Origin of the sequence: Sphingomonas colocasiae (assembly GCF_019880585.1) — a bacterium.
GTDB lineage: Bacteria > Pseudomonadota > Alphaproteobacteria > Sphingomonadales > Sphingomonadaceae > Sphingobium_A > Sphingobium_A colocasiae.
On sequence record NZ_JAINVV010000001.1, the window covers coordinates 569,489 to 585,337 of the forward strand.

General features: G+C 66.1%; 20 protein-coding genes. 7 read left to right on the forward strand and 13 right to left on the reverse strand.

Annotated elements, in window-relative coordinates; translation table 11 throughout:
• Positions 1–39: 39 nt before the first annotated feature.
• Complete coding sequence (locus K7G82_RS02735) at positions 40–516, reverse strand: cupin domain-containing protein (RefSeq protein WP_222988269.1); 477 nt, start codon at positions 514–516, stop codon at positions 40–42.
• A complete protein-coding gene (locus tag K7G82_RS02740; RefSeq protein ID WP_281422956.1) occupies positions 513–1,391 on the reverse strand; it encodes an NAD(P)-dependent oxidoreductase in 879 nt (292 codons plus the stop codon). Before K7G82_RS02740 ends, K7G82_RS02735 begins: the two co-directional genes overlap by 4 nt.
• A gap of 169 nt (positions 1,392–1,560) precedes the next feature.
• Here K7G82_RS02740 and K7G82_RS02745 point away from each other — a divergent pair, with 169 nt between their 5' ends.
• Genes K7G82_RS02745 through K7G82_RS02765 form a run of 5 tightly spaced genes read left to right on the forward strand, consistent with a single transcriptional unit; the run spans position 1,561 to position 3,396 of the window.
• Complete coding sequence (locus K7G82_RS02745) at positions 1,561–1,884, forward strand: ArsR/SmtB family transcription factor (RefSeq protein WP_222988271.1); 324 nt, start codon at positions 1,561–1,563, stop codon at positions 1,882–1,884.
• On the forward strand, positions 1,881–2,291 hold the full coding sequence (locus K7G82_RS02750) for an SRPBCC family protein (RefSeq protein ID WP_222988272.1): 411 nt from the start codon (positions 1,881–1,883) through the stop codon (positions 2,289–2,291). Before K7G82_RS02745 ends, K7G82_RS02750 begins: the two co-directional genes overlap by 4 nt.
• A gap of 28 nt (positions 2,292–2,319) precedes the next feature.
• Positions 2,320–2,517: a hypothetical protein gene (locus K7G82_RS02755; RefSeq protein ID WP_222988273.1), complete on the forward strand. Its 198-nt coding sequence runs from the start codon at positions 2,320–2,322 to the stop codon at positions 2,515–2,517.
• Positions 2,518–2,520: 3 nt separating this feature from the next.
• Positions 2,521–2,964 carry a DUF1801 domain-containing protein gene (locus tag K7G82_RS02760; RefSeq protein WP_222988274.1) on the forward strand — a complete coding sequence of 148 codons (444 nt, stop codon included), beginning with the start codon at positions 2,521–2,523 and terminating at the stop codon, positions 2,962–2,964.
• 27 nt (positions 2,965–2,991) lie between these two features.
• Positions 2,992–3,396 (forward strand): DUF1801 domain-containing protein, encoded by a 405-nt coding sequence (locus tag K7G82_RS02765; protein WP_222988275.1) that lies wholly within the window; start codon positions 2,992–2,994, stop codon positions 3,394–3,396.
• 9 nt (positions 3,397–3,405) lie between these two features.
• On the opposite strand, the gene K7G82_RS02770 is transcribed toward K7G82_RS02765, so the two are convergent.
• A complete protein-coding gene (locus K7G82_RS02770) occupies positions 3,406–4,521 on the reverse strand; it encodes a GGDEF domain-containing protein (protein ID WP_246623182.1) in 1,116 nt (371 codons plus the stop codon).
• 163 nt (positions 4,522–4,684) lie between these two features.
• Complete coding sequence (locus tag K7G82_RS02775) at positions 4,685–5,854, reverse strand: serine hydrolase domain-containing protein (protein WP_222988276.1); 1,170 nt, start codon at positions 5,852–5,854, stop codon at positions 4,685–4,687.
• Positions 5,855–5,953: 99 nt separating this feature from the next.
• Here K7G82_RS02775 and K7G82_RS02780 point away from each other — a divergent pair, with 99 nt between their 5' ends.
• A complete protein-coding gene (locus K7G82_RS02780) occupies positions 5,954–6,550 on the forward strand; it encodes a winged helix-turn-helix domain-containing protein (protein ID WP_222988277.1) in 597 nt (198 codons plus the stop codon).
• 104 nt (positions 6,551–6,654) lie between these two features.
• On the opposite strand, the gene K7G82_RS02785 is transcribed toward K7G82_RS02780, so the two are convergent.
• Positions 6,655–7,440 (reverse strand): DUF2189 domain-containing protein, encoded by a 786-nt coding sequence (locus tag K7G82_RS02785; RefSeq protein ID WP_222988278.1) that lies wholly within the window; start codon positions 7,438–7,440, stop codon positions 6,655–6,657.
• A 155-nt stretch (positions 7,441–7,595) separates the two neighbouring features.
• Positions 7,596–8,525, reverse strand: coding sequence for an AraC family transcriptional regulator (locus tag K7G82_RS02790; RefSeq protein WP_222988279.1), 930 nt, complete (start codon positions 8,523–8,525; stop codon positions 7,596–7,598).
• Positions 8,526–8,735: 210 nt separating this feature from the next.
• On the opposite strand from K7G82_RS02790, the gene K7G82_RS02795 reads away from it, so the two are divergent.
• Positions 8,736–9,953 (forward strand): hypothetical protein, encoded by a 1,218-nt coding sequence (locus K7G82_RS02795; protein WP_222988280.1) that lies wholly within the window; start codon positions 8,736–8,738, stop codon positions 9,951–9,953.
• A gap of 47 nt (positions 9,954–10,000) precedes the next feature.
• Here K7G82_RS02795 and K7G82_RS02800 read toward each other — a convergent pair whose 3' ends face one another.
• The 7 genes from K7G82_RS02800 to K7G82_RS02830 are packed head-to-tail and all read right to left on the reverse strand — an operon-like array spanning position 10,001 to position 15,847.
• Entirely contained in the window at positions 10,001–10,711 is a 711-nt protein-coding gene (locus tag K7G82_RS02800; protein WP_246623183.1) for a class II aldolase/adducin family protein, read from the reverse strand.
• Positions 10,712–10,739: 28 nt separating this feature from the next.
• On the reverse strand, positions 10,740–11,897 hold the full coding sequence (locus K7G82_RS02805) for an LLM class flavin-dependent oxidoreductase (RefSeq protein ID WP_222988281.1): 1,158 nt from the start codon (positions 11,895–11,897) through the stop codon (positions 10,740–10,742).
• A 13-nt stretch (positions 11,898–11,910) separates the two neighbouring features.
• Positions 11,911–12,852 carry an LLM class flavin-dependent oxidoreductase gene (locus K7G82_RS02810; protein ID WP_222988282.1) on the reverse strand — a complete coding sequence of 314 codons (942 nt, stop codon included), beginning with the start codon at positions 12,850–12,852 and terminating at the stop codon, positions 11,911–11,913.
• Positions 12,849–13,466: a nitroreductase family protein gene (locus K7G82_RS02815; RefSeq protein WP_222988283.1), complete on the reverse strand. Its 618-nt coding sequence runs from the start codon at positions 13,464–13,466 to the stop codon at positions 12,849–12,851. The genes K7G82_RS02810 and K7G82_RS02815 overlap by 4 nt, the downstream gene beginning before the upstream one ends.
• On the reverse strand, positions 13,466–14,311 hold the full coding sequence (locus K7G82_RS02820; RefSeq protein WP_222988284.1) for an ABC transporter ATP-binding protein: 846 nt from the start codon (positions 14,309–14,311) through the stop codon (positions 13,466–13,468). The genes K7G82_RS02815 and K7G82_RS02820 overlap by 1 nt, the downstream gene beginning before the upstream one ends.
• A 13-nt stretch (positions 14,312–14,324) precedes the next feature.
• The gene (locus K7G82_RS02825) at positions 14,325–15,092 is read right to left on the reverse strand and encodes an ABC transporter permease (RefSeq protein ID WP_222988285.1); all 768 of its coding nucleotides are present in this window, start codon (positions 15,090–15,092) and stop codon (positions 14,325–14,327) included.
• Positions 15,089–15,847: an ABC transporter permease gene (locus K7G82_RS02830; protein WP_222988286.1), complete on the reverse strand. Its 759-nt coding sequence runs from the start codon at positions 15,845–15,847 to the stop codon at positions 15,089–15,091. The genes K7G82_RS02825 and K7G82_RS02830 overlap by 4 nt, the downstream gene beginning before the upstream one ends.
• Between the last annotated feature and the right edge of the window lie 2 nt (positions 15,848–15,849).

Here is a 15,849-nt window from a genome sequence, read left to right on the forward strand (position 1 = left end):
GCTTCCTTGCGGTTCCGCCACTCCCGTCGCATGGCCCATTCAAGGATAGGGTTCGCCGCTCTTGTGCAGATAGCGCCAGCCATCCGGCGTGTGGCGTGCCACCAGGTCGTCGTCGGGAAAGTCCGCGCTGTCGCCCGGCAGGCGATCGCCGATCTCGAGATAGACGGCGGGCGCATCCGATCGGTTGATCAGGTGATGTGCCGTGCCACCATGCGGGAAACCCGCGCACATGCCGGCGACAAGCGCCACCTCGCCGCTGTCATCGACCAATATCAGCTCGCCCCACAGCAGATAGATGAATTCGTCCTGCACGCAGTGGCGATGCCTGGCGGACGACTGGCTGCCCGGTGCGAGCGTGACCAGGTTCACGCCAAGATTTGTGAGCCCGAACAGGTCGCCCAATGGCCGTTTGCTCCGCCCCGCCACGCGCGTCGCGAATTCGGGCGGATAGTTGGAGCCGGTTCGCGCTGGCGCCTCGGTCGCGATCCAGGCGGATCTGCGCGGCTGGCCGGTCATGCCCGCTGCCCCGATCCGGTTTCGAAGGCGGAAATGACGGCCGCCATGTCGAGCCTGCCGCCACCGGCGGCGCGCACGGTTTCGAACAGGCGCCGGCTTTGCGTGATCAGGGGATAGGCGCCCTTCGTTCCGGCCGCAGCCTCGGCGACCAGCGCCGCATTCTTGCACACGTCGTGGATCGCGGCCTGGGGCGCGAAATCCCGCCTCGTCATCTTGTCGAGCTTGGACAGCGCGACGTTGCTGGCGAGCGGCCCCGACGCGATGACCTGCTGGAAATCCTCGGGTGCGAGATCGAGTGCGCGCGCAAGGCTCGCCGCTTCGGCGAGCGCCGCGACCGAGGCGATCAGATAGAGGTTGACCGCCAGCTTCATCGACAGGGCGGAAGGCACCGCGCCGATGGCGACGATGTCCCGGCATATCGGCGCAAGCAGCGGATGTGCGCGTTCGATCGCACCGGCTTCGCCCGCAAGCATCGCCACCAGTTCGCCGGCTTCGGCGGGCAGGCGGGATCCGGACACGGGGGCCTCGACAAAGGATCCGCCGACCGCGCGGATGTCCTGCTCCAGCCTGTGTGAGAATATCGGGGCATGGGTGCCCATGTTGATGATCAACCGGCCCTGCATGCGATCGCCGAAGTCGGGGCCGTCGCGGTCGAGCACCGCATCGACCGCCCCGTCATTCGCCAGCATCAGGATGACGGTGTCGCAACCCGCGAACAGCGCGCCGGCGGTATCGGCGACTTTGGCGCCCAGCGCGCGCAATGCCTCGGCGGGGCCGGGCGAGCGGTTATAGACCATCATGTCGAAGCCGGCAGCGCACAGCCTGCCGGCCATCGGCAGGCCCATCAGGCCCAACCCTGCAAATCCCGTTCTCATAAAAGCCGTCTAGCTTGGGGCGGATGATCGCAGCCAGTGGCGAATTTGCCGGTTTTCAAGGAAAAATCGCCAAATATGCCGTTTTGCCAGGCTATATGTTTCGAGATTGACCTACTGATAACCGATCGGTTATCGGTTCGAACCCATAGCCACCAAGTTATGAGTTGAGATGCAACACGGTCATGACATGCTCTTCAGGGCGCTCGCCGATCCGACGCGGCGCGCGATCTTCGAGCGGTTGTGCCGGGACGGTGAACAGACCGTCGGCGCGCTCACCGCTCAGGCGGGCGTTTCGCAGCCGGCCGTCTCCAAACATCTCGGCATACTCAAGCTCGCCGGCCTGGTGCGCGACCGCCAGTCGGGCCGGCAGACGCATTATCATGCGGAACGCGCAGCCCTTGCCCCGCTGGCCGACTGGACCGGCCGGATGACGGGATTCTGGGAGAGCCGGTTCGACGAACTGGAAGATCTGCTGACGAGGATGGATCAATGAACGATACAGCCACCCAAACCCGATCGGTCCTTGTCGAGCGCGATATCGCCCATCCGCCCGAGCGGATCTGGCGCGCGCTCACCCAGCCGCATCTGATCGCGGAATGGCTGATGAAGACCGATTTCGCGCCGGTCATCGGCCATCGCTTCGGTTTCAGCGCCGATTGGGGATCGGTCTCGTGCGAAGTGCTGGCGATCGAGCCGGGCACGACCCTGTCCTATAGTTGGGGCGATCACGACCTGAAGAGCATCGTCACCTGGACCTTGCTGCCGATTGCCGGCGGCACGCGCTTGCGCATGGAGCAGACCGGCTTCCGGCCCGATCAGCCGAATTATTATCATGGCGCCCGTGCCGGCTGGCCGCGCTTCCTGAACGCGCTGGAACAGGTGCTGGCGCGGATCGATTGAAATCATCACATCTGCCTGGGAGGTTGCCTTGGACCCGACTATCCGCCAGTTTCACCGCTGGCTCTCGATCGCCTTCACGCTCTCGGTCATCGCGAATATCGCCGCGATGATATGGGGCCAGTCCGCTACCTGGATCGGGCTGCTCGCGTTGTTTCCGCTCATCCCCCTGCTGCTGACGGGCCTCTATCTGTTCGCGTTGCCCTATATGGGCCGCAGGCGGAGCTAGCCGATGGCGGGCAAGTCACCCAGGGTCGAGGCAAAGCCGGGCAATGAACCGGCGCTGCTGTCCGGCGGCAATCCGCAGATCGCCAAGGGCGATGGTGATGCGCCCGTGCAGGCCTATATCGCTGCCATGCCGGGCTGGAAAAGCGAGGCCGGACGCCGGCTTGATGCGCTGATCGAACGGACGGTGCCCGGCGTGCGGAAGGCGGTGAAGTGGAATTCGCCGCTTTACGGTGTCGAAGGACAAGGCTGGTTCCTGGGCGTCCATTGCTTCAACAAATATATCAAGCTCGCCTTTTTCCGCGGCGCTTCGCTCGATCCCGTTCCGCCCGTCACCTCGAAGGACGAGAATACGCGCTATTTTCACATTCTCGAGGGTGAGGAACCGGATGAGAACCAACTCGCCGACTGGATCCGCCAGGCCGCTGCGCTGCCCGGCTGGATGGTCTGAAGCAATCGCAACAAGAAGGATGTCATGATGGCCGGAACAGAAACCGGGGATGGAAAATCGCCGTCCGAACTGATCGACGCACGCATTGCGGATCTGGGCGACTGGCGCGGCGAGATGCTGGCGCGCATTCGTGCGCTGATCCTCCAGGCCGATCCCGACATGGTCGAGGACTGGAAATGGCGCGGCATACCCGTCTGGTACAAGGACGGGATGGTCTGCACCGGCGAAACCTACAAAAGCGTGGTGAAGGTGACCTTCGCCAAGGGGGCGGCGCTCGATGATCCAACGGGTCTGTTCAACTCCAGCCTGGACGGCAATGTACGGCGTGCGATCGATTTCCGCGAAGGCGAGGCGATCGACGCGGCGGCGTTCACGGCATTGATCCGGGCTGCCATCGCGCTCAACGCAGCCGGCAAGCGGAAATCGAAATAAGGGGCCTTCCTACGCCGCGATGCTGTTCTGAGACCGGCGGGTGACGATGTGCCCGCCACGCTTGGCGGTGTAGAGCGCCTCATCGGCTTCGGCGAGCAGCCGTTCGAGATCGTCGGTCCGGCTAGTCGACGTGACCGTGCCGATACAGGCGGAGATGCGGATATCGTGCTCGCCGATGCGGAAGGGCTGCTTCACCGCACTGGCCAGCCGATGCGATAGCAACTGCGCCTCGTCGACATGCCCCAGATCGCGCTGGATGATCGCGAATTCGTCGCCGCCCAGCCGCGCGGCGATGTCGCCGGCGCGCAGGCAGTGCGTCAGTCGCCCGGCCACGGCGCGCAGCAGCGCATCGCCGACGGGGTGGCCGTAGCGGTCATTGACCGGCTTGAATCCATCGAGATCGATATAATGCACCGCCACCGCGCGTTCGCGCGGACCGTGCCCGACATGAGCGTCGAACCACTCGCGCAGCGCCAGCCGGTTGGGCAGTTCGGTCAGCCCGTCATGACGCGCCAGCGATGCGAAGCTGATCCTTTTGCCGATCTCCGCTTGGGTGGCGCGATGGCGCACGAGCACGCTGTACGATCCCCCAGCCAGAAGCGATGCTGCCGTGCCGCTCAACACCCAGTAAAGCACATCGGGGTTGAATGCGGCGACGGTGATGGCCGGCAGGATCGCCACCGCCATCGCGGGCACCGCGATCAGCGGCCTCAGCCCGACCACTGCCGCCACGCCCGCGCAATAGCCGACGAGCAGGCAGATGGTCAGCATATGCGCTTCCACCGAAGCGAGCATGAACACGCGCGCGCCAAATGCTCCCAGGCAAAGCGCGAAAGCCAGATAGCTGGCACCGAACCAGCGCTCCATCATTCGCGCATGTGCCCGATCCTGGTACCGCGCGGCATCGCGCCGGCATTTGAGGACGACGGCCACGCGTGTGATGCTGGCGACAATCCCGGCCAGGCCAAGCGCCATGAGCAACGGATCTTGCAGACGGATGTGGATCAGCGCGGCGGAAAGCGTGAAGGCAACCGACATGATGAGTGTCGGCACGATCGTCGCGAACAGGCTGTGAACCAGTTCGACATAGATCGTCTGTCGCAGATCGTCCGTCCGCCGCGGCAACGCCCGTTCCCTCACTTCCTCGCAGTCCATCATCCTATGCGGCAATGATTTTCAGTGTGTTAACGAAACGCTACCGTTTCGATTCCAGGGCACGAAGACACGGCACAGGCGCGCGCGACGGGGGGCGCGGTTTGCCGGCGTCCGTTCGGGCTTCCTGGGGGGCTCAGGTGCAGCTTGCCAGCCGGGCATCGTCGAGTACGATGCGGCGCAGATCGCCATAGAGCCGGCCGGCGGCGGGGGGATCGCGATTGCTCATCACCACGATGATCGTGTCGTCGTCCGGGAATGCGCCACCCTCCGCATTCACGCCGGGCGCGCCGCCATTATGGCCGAACCAGCGATGGCCATCGACGCTGCCGGTGCCGAACCCGAAGCCGTAATGCATCGCCGGCCGGTCTCCCTGTGCCGGTGCAGCCACGATCTGCGGGCCGGTGAAACTGCGCAGCGTATCCGCGCGGACCAGCTTGCCGGCCAGCAGCGCCCGGAAGAACCGGGCCATATCCGTGACGGTGGCATAGGCACCGCCCGCCGGCGATGCGTAGCTGCCCATGGACGGCGCGGGCCGCAGCGGGCCGTCGGCCGGTGGCGGGGGCATCTTTCGCGGCCCCTGACCATCCTGGCCTGGCTGGCGGGCCGGACCGGCCGGACTGGTGCCATTGGGGCCGGGCGGCGGCATGCGGCGCCAGCCCATGCCCCGTGTCATCGGCAGCGCCCGCGTGGCGGCTTCGCCGAGCGTGAGGCCGGTTGCCGTCATTCCGGCCGGCCGCAGGATATGCGCGTCGAGATAGTCGGCATAATCCTGGCCGCTCGCCGCCTCCACCAGCAGGCCGAGCAGCACGAAGCCCGAATTGGAATATTGATGGCGCGTGCCCGGCGCGAAGGCCGGCGTCTCGGTGGCGATGATCGGCTTGTAGTCGCGCGTCTTGCGGGCGCCGGCGAGCACCGCTTCCGCATCGGGGCGGAAGATCGAGCCGAGCCCGCCGCTATGGGTGAGCAACTGCCGCACCGTCACCGCCGCTGTGGCCGGGGTGAGCCCGTCGACATATTTGCCGGCTGGGTCGTCGAGCGACACTTTTCCGGCCTCGATCAGTTGCGCGATTGCGATGGCGGTGAACATCTTCGTCATCGAACCCATGTTGAAACGTGTCTCCGCCGTGATCGGCGTGCTGCCCGCTTCCCCGGCCTCGCCGCGCGCGAACACGGTGCTGGCGCCCCGGCGCAGCACCAGCGCGACTCCGCTCAGATCCGCCGCGTTCGCGCGCGCGGCGACACAGGCGGCCATCGGCGTATCGGCCGCCGCCATCGCGGGCGAGGCGATTGACGCCATACCCATGCAAACCCATCCGACCATCATCGTGCTGCGCATAATTCCTCCCGCTCGAAGGCGGCATAGCAGACCGGCTTCTACTTCAATTCAAAGAGGGGTTATTGAATGAGCCTCGCGAATATGGAGAGCGCGATGGACGAGCGGACAGAAATCACGAGCGAGGCGGCGGCGCGCGTCTTCGCCAACGAACGATCGCGGCTGATCCTGTTGGCGCTGATCGACCGCGCCCGACCCCCGGCGGAACTTGCCGCGCTCACGAGCACGGGGTTGAGCCTGCTCAGCTATCATCTGGGGCGGCTGGTCACGCTCGGGCTGGCGCGGATCGAGCGTGAGACGCCGCGCGCGGGACGGGCGGTCCGCCACTATCGCGCGACCGCGAAGAGCTTTTTCGTGCCGGCGCGATTGACGGGGCCGCTGCCGCGCCACGACCGGACGGCGCATCTTCAGGCCGCGCTCGAACGCAGTTTCGCCGGATCCTATAGCGGCGTGCTCTACGATCATGATCGCGGCCCCCGGATGCGGATCGTCTCCGACGGGGAGGGGCCGCGCGGCGCGACCGACCTCTGGCATCGCTGCACGCTGGCGCCCGACGACGTTCGCGCATTGTCGCGCGAATTGTTCGAGTTGTTCGACCGTTATGCCCGGCTCGATCGCCCCAATGGCCGCCGCTACATCCTCCACGCCGCGCTGGCGCCGGAGTGAGTGTCTGTTTGGAAAATGCGCCTTTGGCGCATTGCCGCACCAGCCCTGGAAATGTGCTCTTCCGCACATTTCCAAACAGACTCTGACAGCGGACTCTGTGATTGTTACCGCTCGACGATTCGCGAATAGAGGTGCCAGCTCGCATAGCCCAGCACCGGCAAGGCCACCGCCAGCCCCAGGAACAGCGGGACACAGGCGATCGCCAGGATAACCGCGACATAGAGCCCCCAGCGCGCGACCATCAGCGGATTGCGCAGCGTGGCGCGCAACGAGGTTTCGACGGCGTCGCTGGCATGGTTCCGGCGATCGACGAGCATCGGGAAGGAGACGAGCGAGATCGCGAGCGTGACGATCGCGAAGCACAGGCCGGCAAGGTTGCCGAAGACGATCAGGCGCCAGCCTTCGTCCGTGCCGAACAAGTCGGAAACGAAGGCGACCGGGCCGGCGGGCGCGAGCGTGCCGAGCGTCGCGTCGTAGATGGCGCGCGCGACGAACATCCAGGCGATCGCGATCAGCGTCAGCATCGCCGCGAGTGCCAATATCTGCCATCGCGCCGGGCCGCGCAGCGGATCGAGGAAATGGCTCCAGCCGATATCGAGCCCTTCCTCGCGCCGTTTCGCAAGCTCGTAGAAGCCGATCGCGATCATCGGGCCGAGCAGCGAGAATGCGGCGGCCATCGGAAAGATCAGCGGGATCATGTCCGCGTTGAGCGCGAAGGCGGCGGCGAGCAGCGCCAGCACCGGATAGATTACACCGGCGAAGAGAATATCGCCGCGAAGCGCCAGGAAATCGTTCAGGCCCTGGCGGAGCGACCAGTGAAGATCCGCCACGCCGATATGGCGCACGGTTACGTCGGATGTTGGTACTGCGAGCGAAGAGGCGGCGACCATAGTGAGTCTCCCGACAAGGCAGTCCTCGGCTGTGCTCAGTCAGGCTGCCGAAACATGCATGCCGGCGGCGGTTTGCGCGCCGGAACCGCTGTTGGGGATATTACGCTCTTTCGGAAGGACATGCCAGCGCTCTTGCCGCGCGCGCCGGCGATGGTTCAATGCGTTTGCGCGGCGCGCAGATCCTTGGGCGTCATGCCGAAGCGACGGCGGAACGCGTGGTTGAACCAGGTGATGTCGTTGAAGCCCGCCATCAGCGCCAATGTCGCGATGGTGTGGTGGGCGAGATAGGGAGACGTCAGCAGCGCGCGGACATGATCGAGCCGTTCGCCCAGCACATAATCGGTGAAGCTGGTGCCCTCGTCGTAGAAGAGCGCGCGGATCGTGGCGGGGCTGACCGCGTGGCGCTTCGCCATCCATTCCACCGAGAGTTCGGGCATGTCGAGATGCGCGGCGATGTCAGCCTTCACCGCGCGTCGCCGCGCGGCGCGCACGCCGCCCTTGCTGGCGCTTTCCGCGTCGTCGCGCTTGGCGCCGAGGGTCAGGATGGCGAGATCGACGAGATGGCCGGCGAAGACCGACTGCTCCTCCAGGCTCAGATCGGTACCGTCGTCGAGCAGTGCCTGCGCATAGTTTTCGAGCAGGCGCGCGGCAGGCAGCGAATGCACCTGCGGGGCGTAGAGATTGTCGATGCTGCCCAGCCGGGGCACCAGCGTCGTACGGGGCATGGCGATGCTCAGTATGGTGCTGTGTTCGGCGACGACCGTGGTGCATTGCCGATCGCGGCGCATCACATTGACGTCACCCGCCTTGACCGTGCGGCCTTCGCCCCGCGCGTCGATCAGTCCGCCACCCGCCGCGGTGATGCTGAGATAGAGCAGGCCGTTATCATCCGATGGCGTGATCAGCCGCAGCGGCGAGGCATCGATCCGGGCGATGTGTACGCTGGCGAGCCCGCGCAGCCCCATATCCACGCGCACCGGCTCGTCGCCCGGAAAATCCACCATGCCCTGCACATGTGCGCCGAATGCGCTTTCGATCGCTTGCGCGCGCATTTCGGGCGGAATGTCTTCACTCGAAAATCGCATCGCCCGGCGACTCCCTGAACAGCAGAAGCGCCCCCACGCCGCCTTCAGATTCGCGATGTTATGCGCCATTGCCGAGAAATTGCAGCAGGAATCTCCGACGGTTCATAAATTCGCCGGAACATCGATCTAGCGCAAAACCCTGATCCTGAGCCCAAGACGCGATTCCGCCAATGCGCTAGCGGGAAACCATGCCGTGAACGGGAGGGTTTCATGCGTTCGAGCCTGCGTTTCGTTTCCATCGCCGCCATCGCCGCGACGATCGCCACCGTGCCGGGATCGGCGCAGAAGACCACCGGCCCGAAGGAGCGCTACGAGATGGACGTGGCGACCATGTCGGGCTTTGCCGCGATGGCGGGTGGGGGCGGCGGCATGGGCGGCGCGCTCAGCATGATGCTGGGCGGCGGACCGGACGGCAAGGTCGCCTATCAGCTCAACCTGCGGCTGGGATCGAACCAGGCGCCCACCGCGCCGCCGCCGCAGGGCGACCATTTCTTCCTGCCTCAGGCGAGATTGGGCAAATCGGTGCCGCTGGTCAGTCCCGTGCGCAAACCTGGAACCGAGCCCGAGGGCTTCGAACGGCCCAAGGGCAGGCTGCTGCTCTATTGGGGATGCGGCGCGAAGGCGGGGCCGGGCCAGCCGGCGGTGATCGATTTCGCCAAGGTCGCGGCGGGCCAGATGCCGCCGGGACTGTTCAGCAGCGCGGTGCCGATCATCCGCGAGATCACCGCCGCGAACAGCCGGTCCTATATGGAATGGCCCAATGGCAAGTCGAGCAAGCAGCCCACATCCGGCTCGTCGCTGGCGGGCGGACACCGCATCGCCAGCAATGTGGGATCGGACATCAATTTCACGCTCGCGCAGGATTATATGCCCGGCGTCAATGCCCAGACCACCGAACAGTCCGACGGGTCGGTGATGGTTCGCTGGAATTCGGTCCAGCCCGCCACCGGCTATGTCGCCTGGACGATGGGCGGCATGGATCGCAACGACAGGGGCGGCGACATGGTCTGGTGGACGAGCAGCGCCGCGCGCGAGTTCGGCGGCGGGCTGTGGGACTGGCTGCCGCCTTCGGTGGTTTCGAACCTGATCGCGAAGAAGATCGTGATGCCGCCATCGCAGACGAGCTGCCAGATCCCGGCGGAGGTGAAGAAGGCGTCGGGCGAGATGATGATCGGTTATTTGAACGCCTTTGGGCCGGAAGCGCACTTCTCCTATCCGCCCAAGCCCGCCGGCAATGCGGTGTGGAATATCGACTGGACAGCTAAGGTGCGGTTCCGTTCCTACACGATGCTGATGGTCGGCGCCGATATGGAAGGGATGGGGGGCGGGATGGGCGGCAATCGCCGCTCGAGCGAGGCGCCTGCAGGTGATGGCGGACGCAAGAAGAAATGCCGGGGTCCGCTCGGCATTCCACTGCCGACCTGCTGATCCCTGATTGGGCGCGGGAAGGCGATGGTCCTCCCGCGCCCACATCTTCACTCGGCCGCAATCGCGTCCTCGAACCGGTCGGTCTCGCGGATCAGGCCGGACATCTTCCATTGCTGTTCCAGCACGCCCGGGCCGTAATCCTGCGAACCGCCCAGAGTCTCGGCGAGCGCCTGGAGCCGCGCGCCTTCTTCCAGCAGCACGATATAGTTGGCGAGCGCGAGCAGGCCCTTGCGGCCCCAGGCGGTGGAGCCGCCATTGGCTTCGAGGATAGCGGGCACCTGAGGATTCTCCGCGAGGATCTCGAGGATGAAATTGGCTTCACCCTGGCGGCGGTCGATATAGATCGGCAACTCGCGGGCACGCGTCCAGCGCTGGACGGGGACGTAGCGGATCGGCAGCGCACGATGGCTTTGCGACCAGGCGCCGAGATAGGGCGTATGGACATGGCTGACGGTGGTGATGTCGTCATGCGCGCGAAAGATCGGCAGATAGCGGCCGCCGCCGAGATTGGCGTTGGGTGGACCTTGCAGCACATCGCCTTCCAGCGTGTAGATCGTCGGCTTGAGTTCGGCATCGGGCGCGAACGGGCCCGGATAGCCGATCGAGACGACGGCGGCTTCACCGGGCACGCGCTCGACGAAATTGACGGTGCCGCTGGGCGAGATGGTGTGGGTATCGCGCAATCCGGCAAAGGCGATGGCGGCGTCGCGCACGGCCTGCGCCGCGAAATCGGTGATGCTGGTGTTGAGTGTGGTCATGATCGGTCTCCTGATCCTGGTTTGAAAATTATTCGGCGGCCTGCAGCAAAGTCTCCGCCTTGCGGCCGAGCAGCGGCAGGACTTCCTCGCCGACGCGATAGGCTTCTTCGAGGTGAGGCGTGCCCGCGAGGATGAAGGCGTCGGTGCCGCGCGCGATCAGTTCGTCGAGCTTCGCCGCGCATTGCTCGTAGCTGCCGACGATGCCGAGCGCGGGGCCGCCGCGCAGCAGGTTGAAGCCGCCCCAGAGATTGGGGGCGACGATCAACTCTTCATAGCGTTTCGCTTCGGTCGGTTTCAGCGCCGCCTGGCGGGCCGCACCGACGGAATCGGTGGGCTGCCCGCGCCAGCGCGCACGCGTTTCGTCACTGACATTCTCGAAGCCGATGCGGATGTCGCGCCAGGCCTCCTCTTCGGTCGCGCGCGCGACCAGATCGACGCGCACCGCGCATTTCTGTTCGCCGCCGAGCGCGGCCGTCCGCTCCTTCACCCGCGCGAACTTGTCGGTGAGCTGGTCGAAGGGTTCGAGCCAGGAGAGATAATAATCGGCGTGCTTGGCGGCCGATTGCAATGCCGCATCCGACGAGCCCGAGAACCAGATTTCGGGGATTTCCTCACGCCCGAGCAAGGGCGGCAAACCGCCATGTTCGACTTTGTAGAAGCGGCCGTCATAGCTGAAGTCCTGATCCTTCCAGACCCCTTTCAGCACGTCGAGGAATTCGGTGGTGCGGCCATAGCGGTCGTCATGGCTGAAGCTGTCGCCCCACCAGAGCTGCGACGGGCCGCCGCCGCCGGTGATGATGTTGTAGACCGTCCGCCCGCCCGTCGCGCGCTGGAGGCTGGCGGACAGCCGCGCGGCCTGCACCGGATTGAGGAAACCGGGCTGGAAGGCGATCATGAAGCGGAAGCTCTTGGTTTCGCGCGCGAGCAATGGCGAGATCACCCAGGGATCGTCGGTATTGGGAAAGGACGGGATCAGCCCGCCGATAAAACCGGAGACCTCGGCCGCCTTCGCGATTTCGGCGAGGTGGTCGATATAGCGATAGCCGTCATCCTCTCCGTCAGCGGTCAGGCCCGGCGCCTGGTTGCCCGGTGCGAGCGGCGACCAGTCGCCCCGGTCGTAGGAGCCGCGACGGACGCTGGCGTGGCAGCCATGGGTGGGCAGGCGCCAGTAGAAATCGATGGACATGTTGCTCTCCTGTTCAGGCGGCGCGGGCCGGCGCCACACGGGCGCGCAGGCGCGGAAGGACGAATTGGCCGATGCGATAGGCTTCCTCGAAGCCCGGTTCGGCGCCCAGGATGAAATGGTTGATGCCGAGTGCGGCCAGTTCGGCGAGGCGGTCGGCGATCTCGTCATAGCTGCCGGCCAGACCCCGTTCATGGGCCTCGCTTGCCTCTTCGCCGGTTTCGCGCGCGACGAGCGGTTGCAGGATGCCATAGTCGAGATTGCGGCCTTCCTTCAGCGCCAGCCGGTCGAGAGCCTCGATATGGCCGCGCAGTTCGTCGATCGGCGCGTCGTCGAACAGATGAACGTCCGCATGGCGCGCGGACAGCGCGAGCGCTTCCTCGCTGGTGCCGCGCAGAAACACCTTGGGAAAGGCGACGCGGTTGAGGGGCGCCTCGAAACCGCCGCCCTCGACCTCGAAAAAGCGTCCTTTGTGGCTGAACGGGCGTTCGCCATGGACGCCGCGCGCGACGATCAGGAATTCCTCGGTTCGCGCGATCAGATCGTCCTCGGCCACCAGATCGGCGCCGCGCGCGCGGGTGGCGGCGTCGGCATCGGGCGCGATCGCCCAGCCGAGCCGTTCATGGGCGAGGCGCTGGAAGCTCACGGCCTGTTTGGCGGCATAGACCGCCGAGCCGACCGAGGCGGGAAATTCAGGAATGATCGTCAGGCGCGGCGCCGAGCGCGCAACCGCCGCCGCGACGATCTGGCTGTCATCGGCATCGGTGCGATGCGCGACGAACAGTCCGTCGAACCCCGTCAGCGCGGCGGCGCGGGCGATCTGCGCATAATAGTCGTAGCGATTGATCGACGCGGTCCGGATATCGCGGATCACGGGCTGATAGCGTGGGCGTTCGGTCGGTTCGGACCGCCCATTCTCGGCGGCGACGTCGAGCTGCCAATAGATGCGGATCGTCATGCGGCGTTCCTCCTTTCCGGAAATGCGGGCGCGCCGAAGCGCCCGGAAAAAATGGTCTCGGTGATCGGCTTGCGGCCGTTGGGCCGTTCAGCCGCGCGGAAATCCTCGTGCAGGTCCTGTGGATCGGTACGCCTGCCGAGCGCGATCATCGCCAGCACGTCATGATCGTCGGGAATGCCCAGGCGCTCGCGCGCCGCATCGCGATCGAAGCCGCCAATGCCATGCGTGTGCCAGCCGAGCAGCAGCGCCTGATGCGCGAAATTGGCCCAGGCCGCACCGGTGTCGAAGCCATGGCTGGCGATCGCGACGGGTTTGCCATCGCGTTCGGCCTGCCGGGCGGATACGATGACGATCAGCGCTGAGGCGCGGTTCGCCCACAGCCCGTTGCGCGGATTGAGGAAGGAGAGATAATCCGTCCAGGTCTGATCCCCGGGCCGCGCGAACAGGAAGCGCCAGGGCTGCGCGTTGAAGGCAGAGGGCGCCCAACGCGCGGCTTCGAACGCGCTCTGCAAAACCGTGTCGGGCACCGGCTCGCCCGAAAAGCTGCGCGGTGACCAGCGTTCGAGGAAGAAGGGCTCGATCGGATGATCGGCCTTGCGTGCGGATCCCGTCATCAGCGCGGCTCCTGTGCCGGGAAGCGGACGAGGTTCTCGGGATCGGGCGCGCCGGTGAGTTCGGCCAGGATCTCGTCGCGCAGGCGGTGGAGCACCGGGGAACTGCGGTCGCGCGGATGCGGCAGATCGACATCGACGATGCGGCGGATGCGCCCCGGATTGGGCGCCATGACGATGACGCGGTCGCCCAGATACAGTGCTTCCTCGACATCGTGCGTCACCATCAGCACGGTCGATCGCTGCCGCATCCAGATGCGCTGGAGCTCGGTCTGGACATGGACGCGGGTGAGCGCATCGAGCGCGCCCAGCGGTTCGTCGAGCAGCAGCAGCGTGGGTTCGGTCACCAGCGCGCGCGCGATCGCCGCACGCTGCGCCATGCCGCCGGAGAGCTGGTGCGGATAGGCCTTTTCGAAGCCGGTCAGGTTCACCAATGCGATGTGTTCGCAAACGATCCGCGCGCGCTGTTCCTTGGGGATTTCGCTGTTGAGCAGCGCGAGCCCGATATTCTCCTCCAGCGTCATCCACGGGAACAGGCGGTGATCCTGGAAGACGATGCCGCGATCGAGGCTGGTGCCGGTGATGCGCTTGCCGTCCAGCCGGATCTCGCCCGAATAGTCGGTGTCGAGCCCGACGATCAGCCGCAGCAGCGTCGATTTCCCGCAGCCGCTCGCGCCGACGATGCTGACGAACTCGCCGGGGCGGACCGACAGGTCGATGCCGTCGAGCACGGGCAGCGCGCGGCCTTCGATCGCGAAGCGCTTGGAGAGGGCGGAGAGAGTGAGCGCACCGCTTGCCGGGGCATCGGTGGCGGCGGATTGGGGCTGGATCCTGGGTTGGGCGGTCATGTTTGCTCTCCGTTCAGGCGGGATTGCCCTGCCAGCGCAGCAAATGGCCGCGCAGCCGGGCGAACAGGTGGTTGATGGCGAAGCCCAGCAGGGCGGTGACGGCGATCGCGACCAGGATGATGTCCATGCGCTGCTGCGCCTGTGCGATGCCCATCGTCGCACCCAGCCCGCCGCCGGCGCCGAGCAGGATCTCGACGCCGATCGTGGCAATCCAGGCGAAGGCGATGGCCTGGGTAATGCCCGTCAGGATCAGTGGCAGCGCGGCGGGCAGCAGCAGATGGCGGAAGCGCTGGACCGCGCCGAAACCATAGACGCGACCGACGTCGAGATAACGGCGCTCGACATGCGCGATCCCTTCATAGGTGCCGAGCACCGTGGGGTAGAAGGCGGCGAGGCCGATGATCAGCAGCTTCGCGGATTCGCCATTGCCCAGCCACAAGCCGATCAAGGGCAGCCAGCCGAGCAGCGGCACTTGCCGTACCGCATGGTAGATCGGGCCGACCAGCCGATCGACGGGGCGGAGCGTCGCCATCGCGACGCCGAGCGCGATCCCGGCAATGCCGCCGAGCAGCAATCCGGTCACCGCGCGCGACAGCGTGGTGAGCGCGTCCCCGAGCAGTAGTCCGCCCGTCGCGAGGTCCGCGAAGGTGGCAGCGATCGTGCCCAGCGGCACGAAGGCGAGCGCGCGCGCGCCTCCCGCGTTCGACTGGACGGTCCACCAGACAAGGATGAGCGCGGGCACGATCAGGCCCAGCGCGATGCGGGGCAGGGGGCGGTTCATGCGACCCTCCAGCGCGTATAGCGGCGTTCGAACAGCTTGACGCCGCGATCGAGCGCGAAGCCGATCAGGCCGCTGACGATCACCCCGGCAAGGACGACGTCGATGCGGAAGAGCTGGCGCCCCATCTCCATCATCTGGCCGATTCCATTGTCGGCCGCGAGCAGTTCGGCGGCGACGAGCACCAGCCATGCGCGCGTCAATCCCAGCCGCAACCCTGTGAGCACCGGCGGGACGGTGGCGGGGATCAGGATGCGGACGAGCAGGGACGGGAAGGGCGTGCGATAGACGCGCGCGACTTCCAGCCAGCCCTTGGGAATGCCGCGCACGCCATCGAAGGTGGCGAGCGCCACCGGGAAGAAGGCGGCAACCGCGACGACGGTGATCTTGAAGCCTTCCTCGATGCCGAGCAGCAGCACGAGCATCGGGATGAAGGCGAGGATCGGCACCTGTCGCGCCGCCTGGAACAGGGGCTGGAACAGCGCCTCGAACAGGCGCGACAGCGCGAGCGCGGTGCCGAAGGCGAGCCCGGCCAATGCGCCGATGCCGAACCCCCAGAACAGCCGGAACAGGCTGTCGCCGAGATGGCTGCCCAATTCCCCGTTGCGCACCAGTTCGGCGATGGTCCCGGCCACGTCCGCCGGGGACACGAGGATCTGGGGCGGGAACAGGCCGGTGGACGAGGCGATCTGCCAGGCACCGACAAGCAGCAGCGGTGGAAGCAATGCGGTGCCGAAGGCGATGACGCGTGCGGACATGG

Excerpts from the sequence above, each read along its gene's own strand:
- K7G82_RS02775 (WP_222988276.1), bottom strand. The coding sequence starts at position 5,854 with ATGGGTATGGCGTCAATCGCCTCGCCCGCGATGGCGGCGGCCGATACG.
- K7G82_RS02790 (WP_222988279.1), bottom strand. The coding sequence starts at position 8,525 with ATGCGATTTTCGAGTGAAGACATTCCGCCCGAAATGCGCGCGCAAGCG.
- K7G82_RS02815 (WP_222988283.1), bottom strand. The coding sequence starts at position 13,466 with ATGACGGGATCCGCACGCAAGGCCGATCATCCGATCGAGCCCTTCTTC.
- K7G82_RS02795 (WP_222988280.1), top strand. The coding sequence starts at position 8,736 with ATGCGTTCGAGCCTGCGTTTCGTTTCCATCGCCGCCATCGCCGCGACG.
- K7G82_RS02820 (WP_222988284.1), bottom strand. The coding sequence starts at position 14,311 with ATGACCGCCCAACCCAGGATCCAGCCCCAATCCGCCGCCACCGATGCC.
- K7G82_RS02800 (WP_246623183.1), bottom strand. The coding sequence starts at position 10,711 with ATGACCACACTCAACACCAGCATCACCGATTTCGCGGCGCAGGCCGTG.
- K7G82_RS02785 (WP_222988278.1), bottom strand. The coding sequence starts at position 7,440 with ATGGTCGCCGCCTCTTCGCTCGCAGTACCAACATCCGACGTAACCGTG.
- K7G82_RS02740 (WP_281422956.1), bottom strand. The coding sequence starts at position 1,391 with ATGAGAACGGGATTTGCAGGGTTGGGCCTGATGGGCCTGCCGATGGCC.
- K7G82_RS02805 (WP_222988281.1), bottom strand. The coding sequence starts at position 11,897 with ATGTCCATCGATTTCTACTGGCGCCTGCCCACCCATGGCTGCCACGCC.
- K7G82_RS02765 (WP_222988275.1), top strand. The coding sequence starts at position 2,992 with ATGGCCGGAACAGAAACCGGGGATGGAAAATCGCCGTCCGAACTGATC.
- K7G82_RS02735 (WP_222988269.1), bottom strand. The coding sequence starts at position 516 with ATGACCGGCCAGCCGCGCAGATCCGCCTGGATCGCGACCGAGGCGCCA.
- K7G82_RS02810 (WP_222988282.1), bottom strand. The coding sequence starts at position 12,852 with ATGACGATCCGCATCTATTGGCAGCTCGACGTCGCCGCCGAGAATGGG.
- K7G82_RS02830 (WP_222988286.1), bottom strand. The coding sequence starts at position 15,847 with ATGTCCGCACGCGTCATCGCCTTCGGCACCGCATTGCTTCCACCGCTG.
- K7G82_RS02825 (WP_222988285.1), bottom strand. The coding sequence starts at position 15,092 with ATGAACCGCCCCCTGCCCCGCATCGCGCTGGGCCTGATCGTGCCCGCG.
- K7G82_RS02745 (WP_222988271.1), top strand. The coding sequence starts at position 1,561 with ATGCAACACGGTCATGACATGCTCTTCAGGGCGCTCGCCGATCCGACG.
- K7G82_RS02780 (WP_222988277.1), top strand. The coding sequence starts at position 5,954 with ATGAGCCTCGCGAATATGGAGAGCGCGATGGACGAGCGGACAGAAATC.
- K7G82_RS02760 (WP_222988274.1), top strand. The coding sequence starts at position 2,521 with ATGGCGGGCAAGTCACCCAGGGTCGAGGCAAAGCCGGGCAATGAACCG.
- K7G82_RS02750 (WP_222988272.1), top strand. The coding sequence starts at position 1,881 with ATGAACGATACAGCCACCCAAACCCGATCGGTCCTTGTCGAGCGCGAT.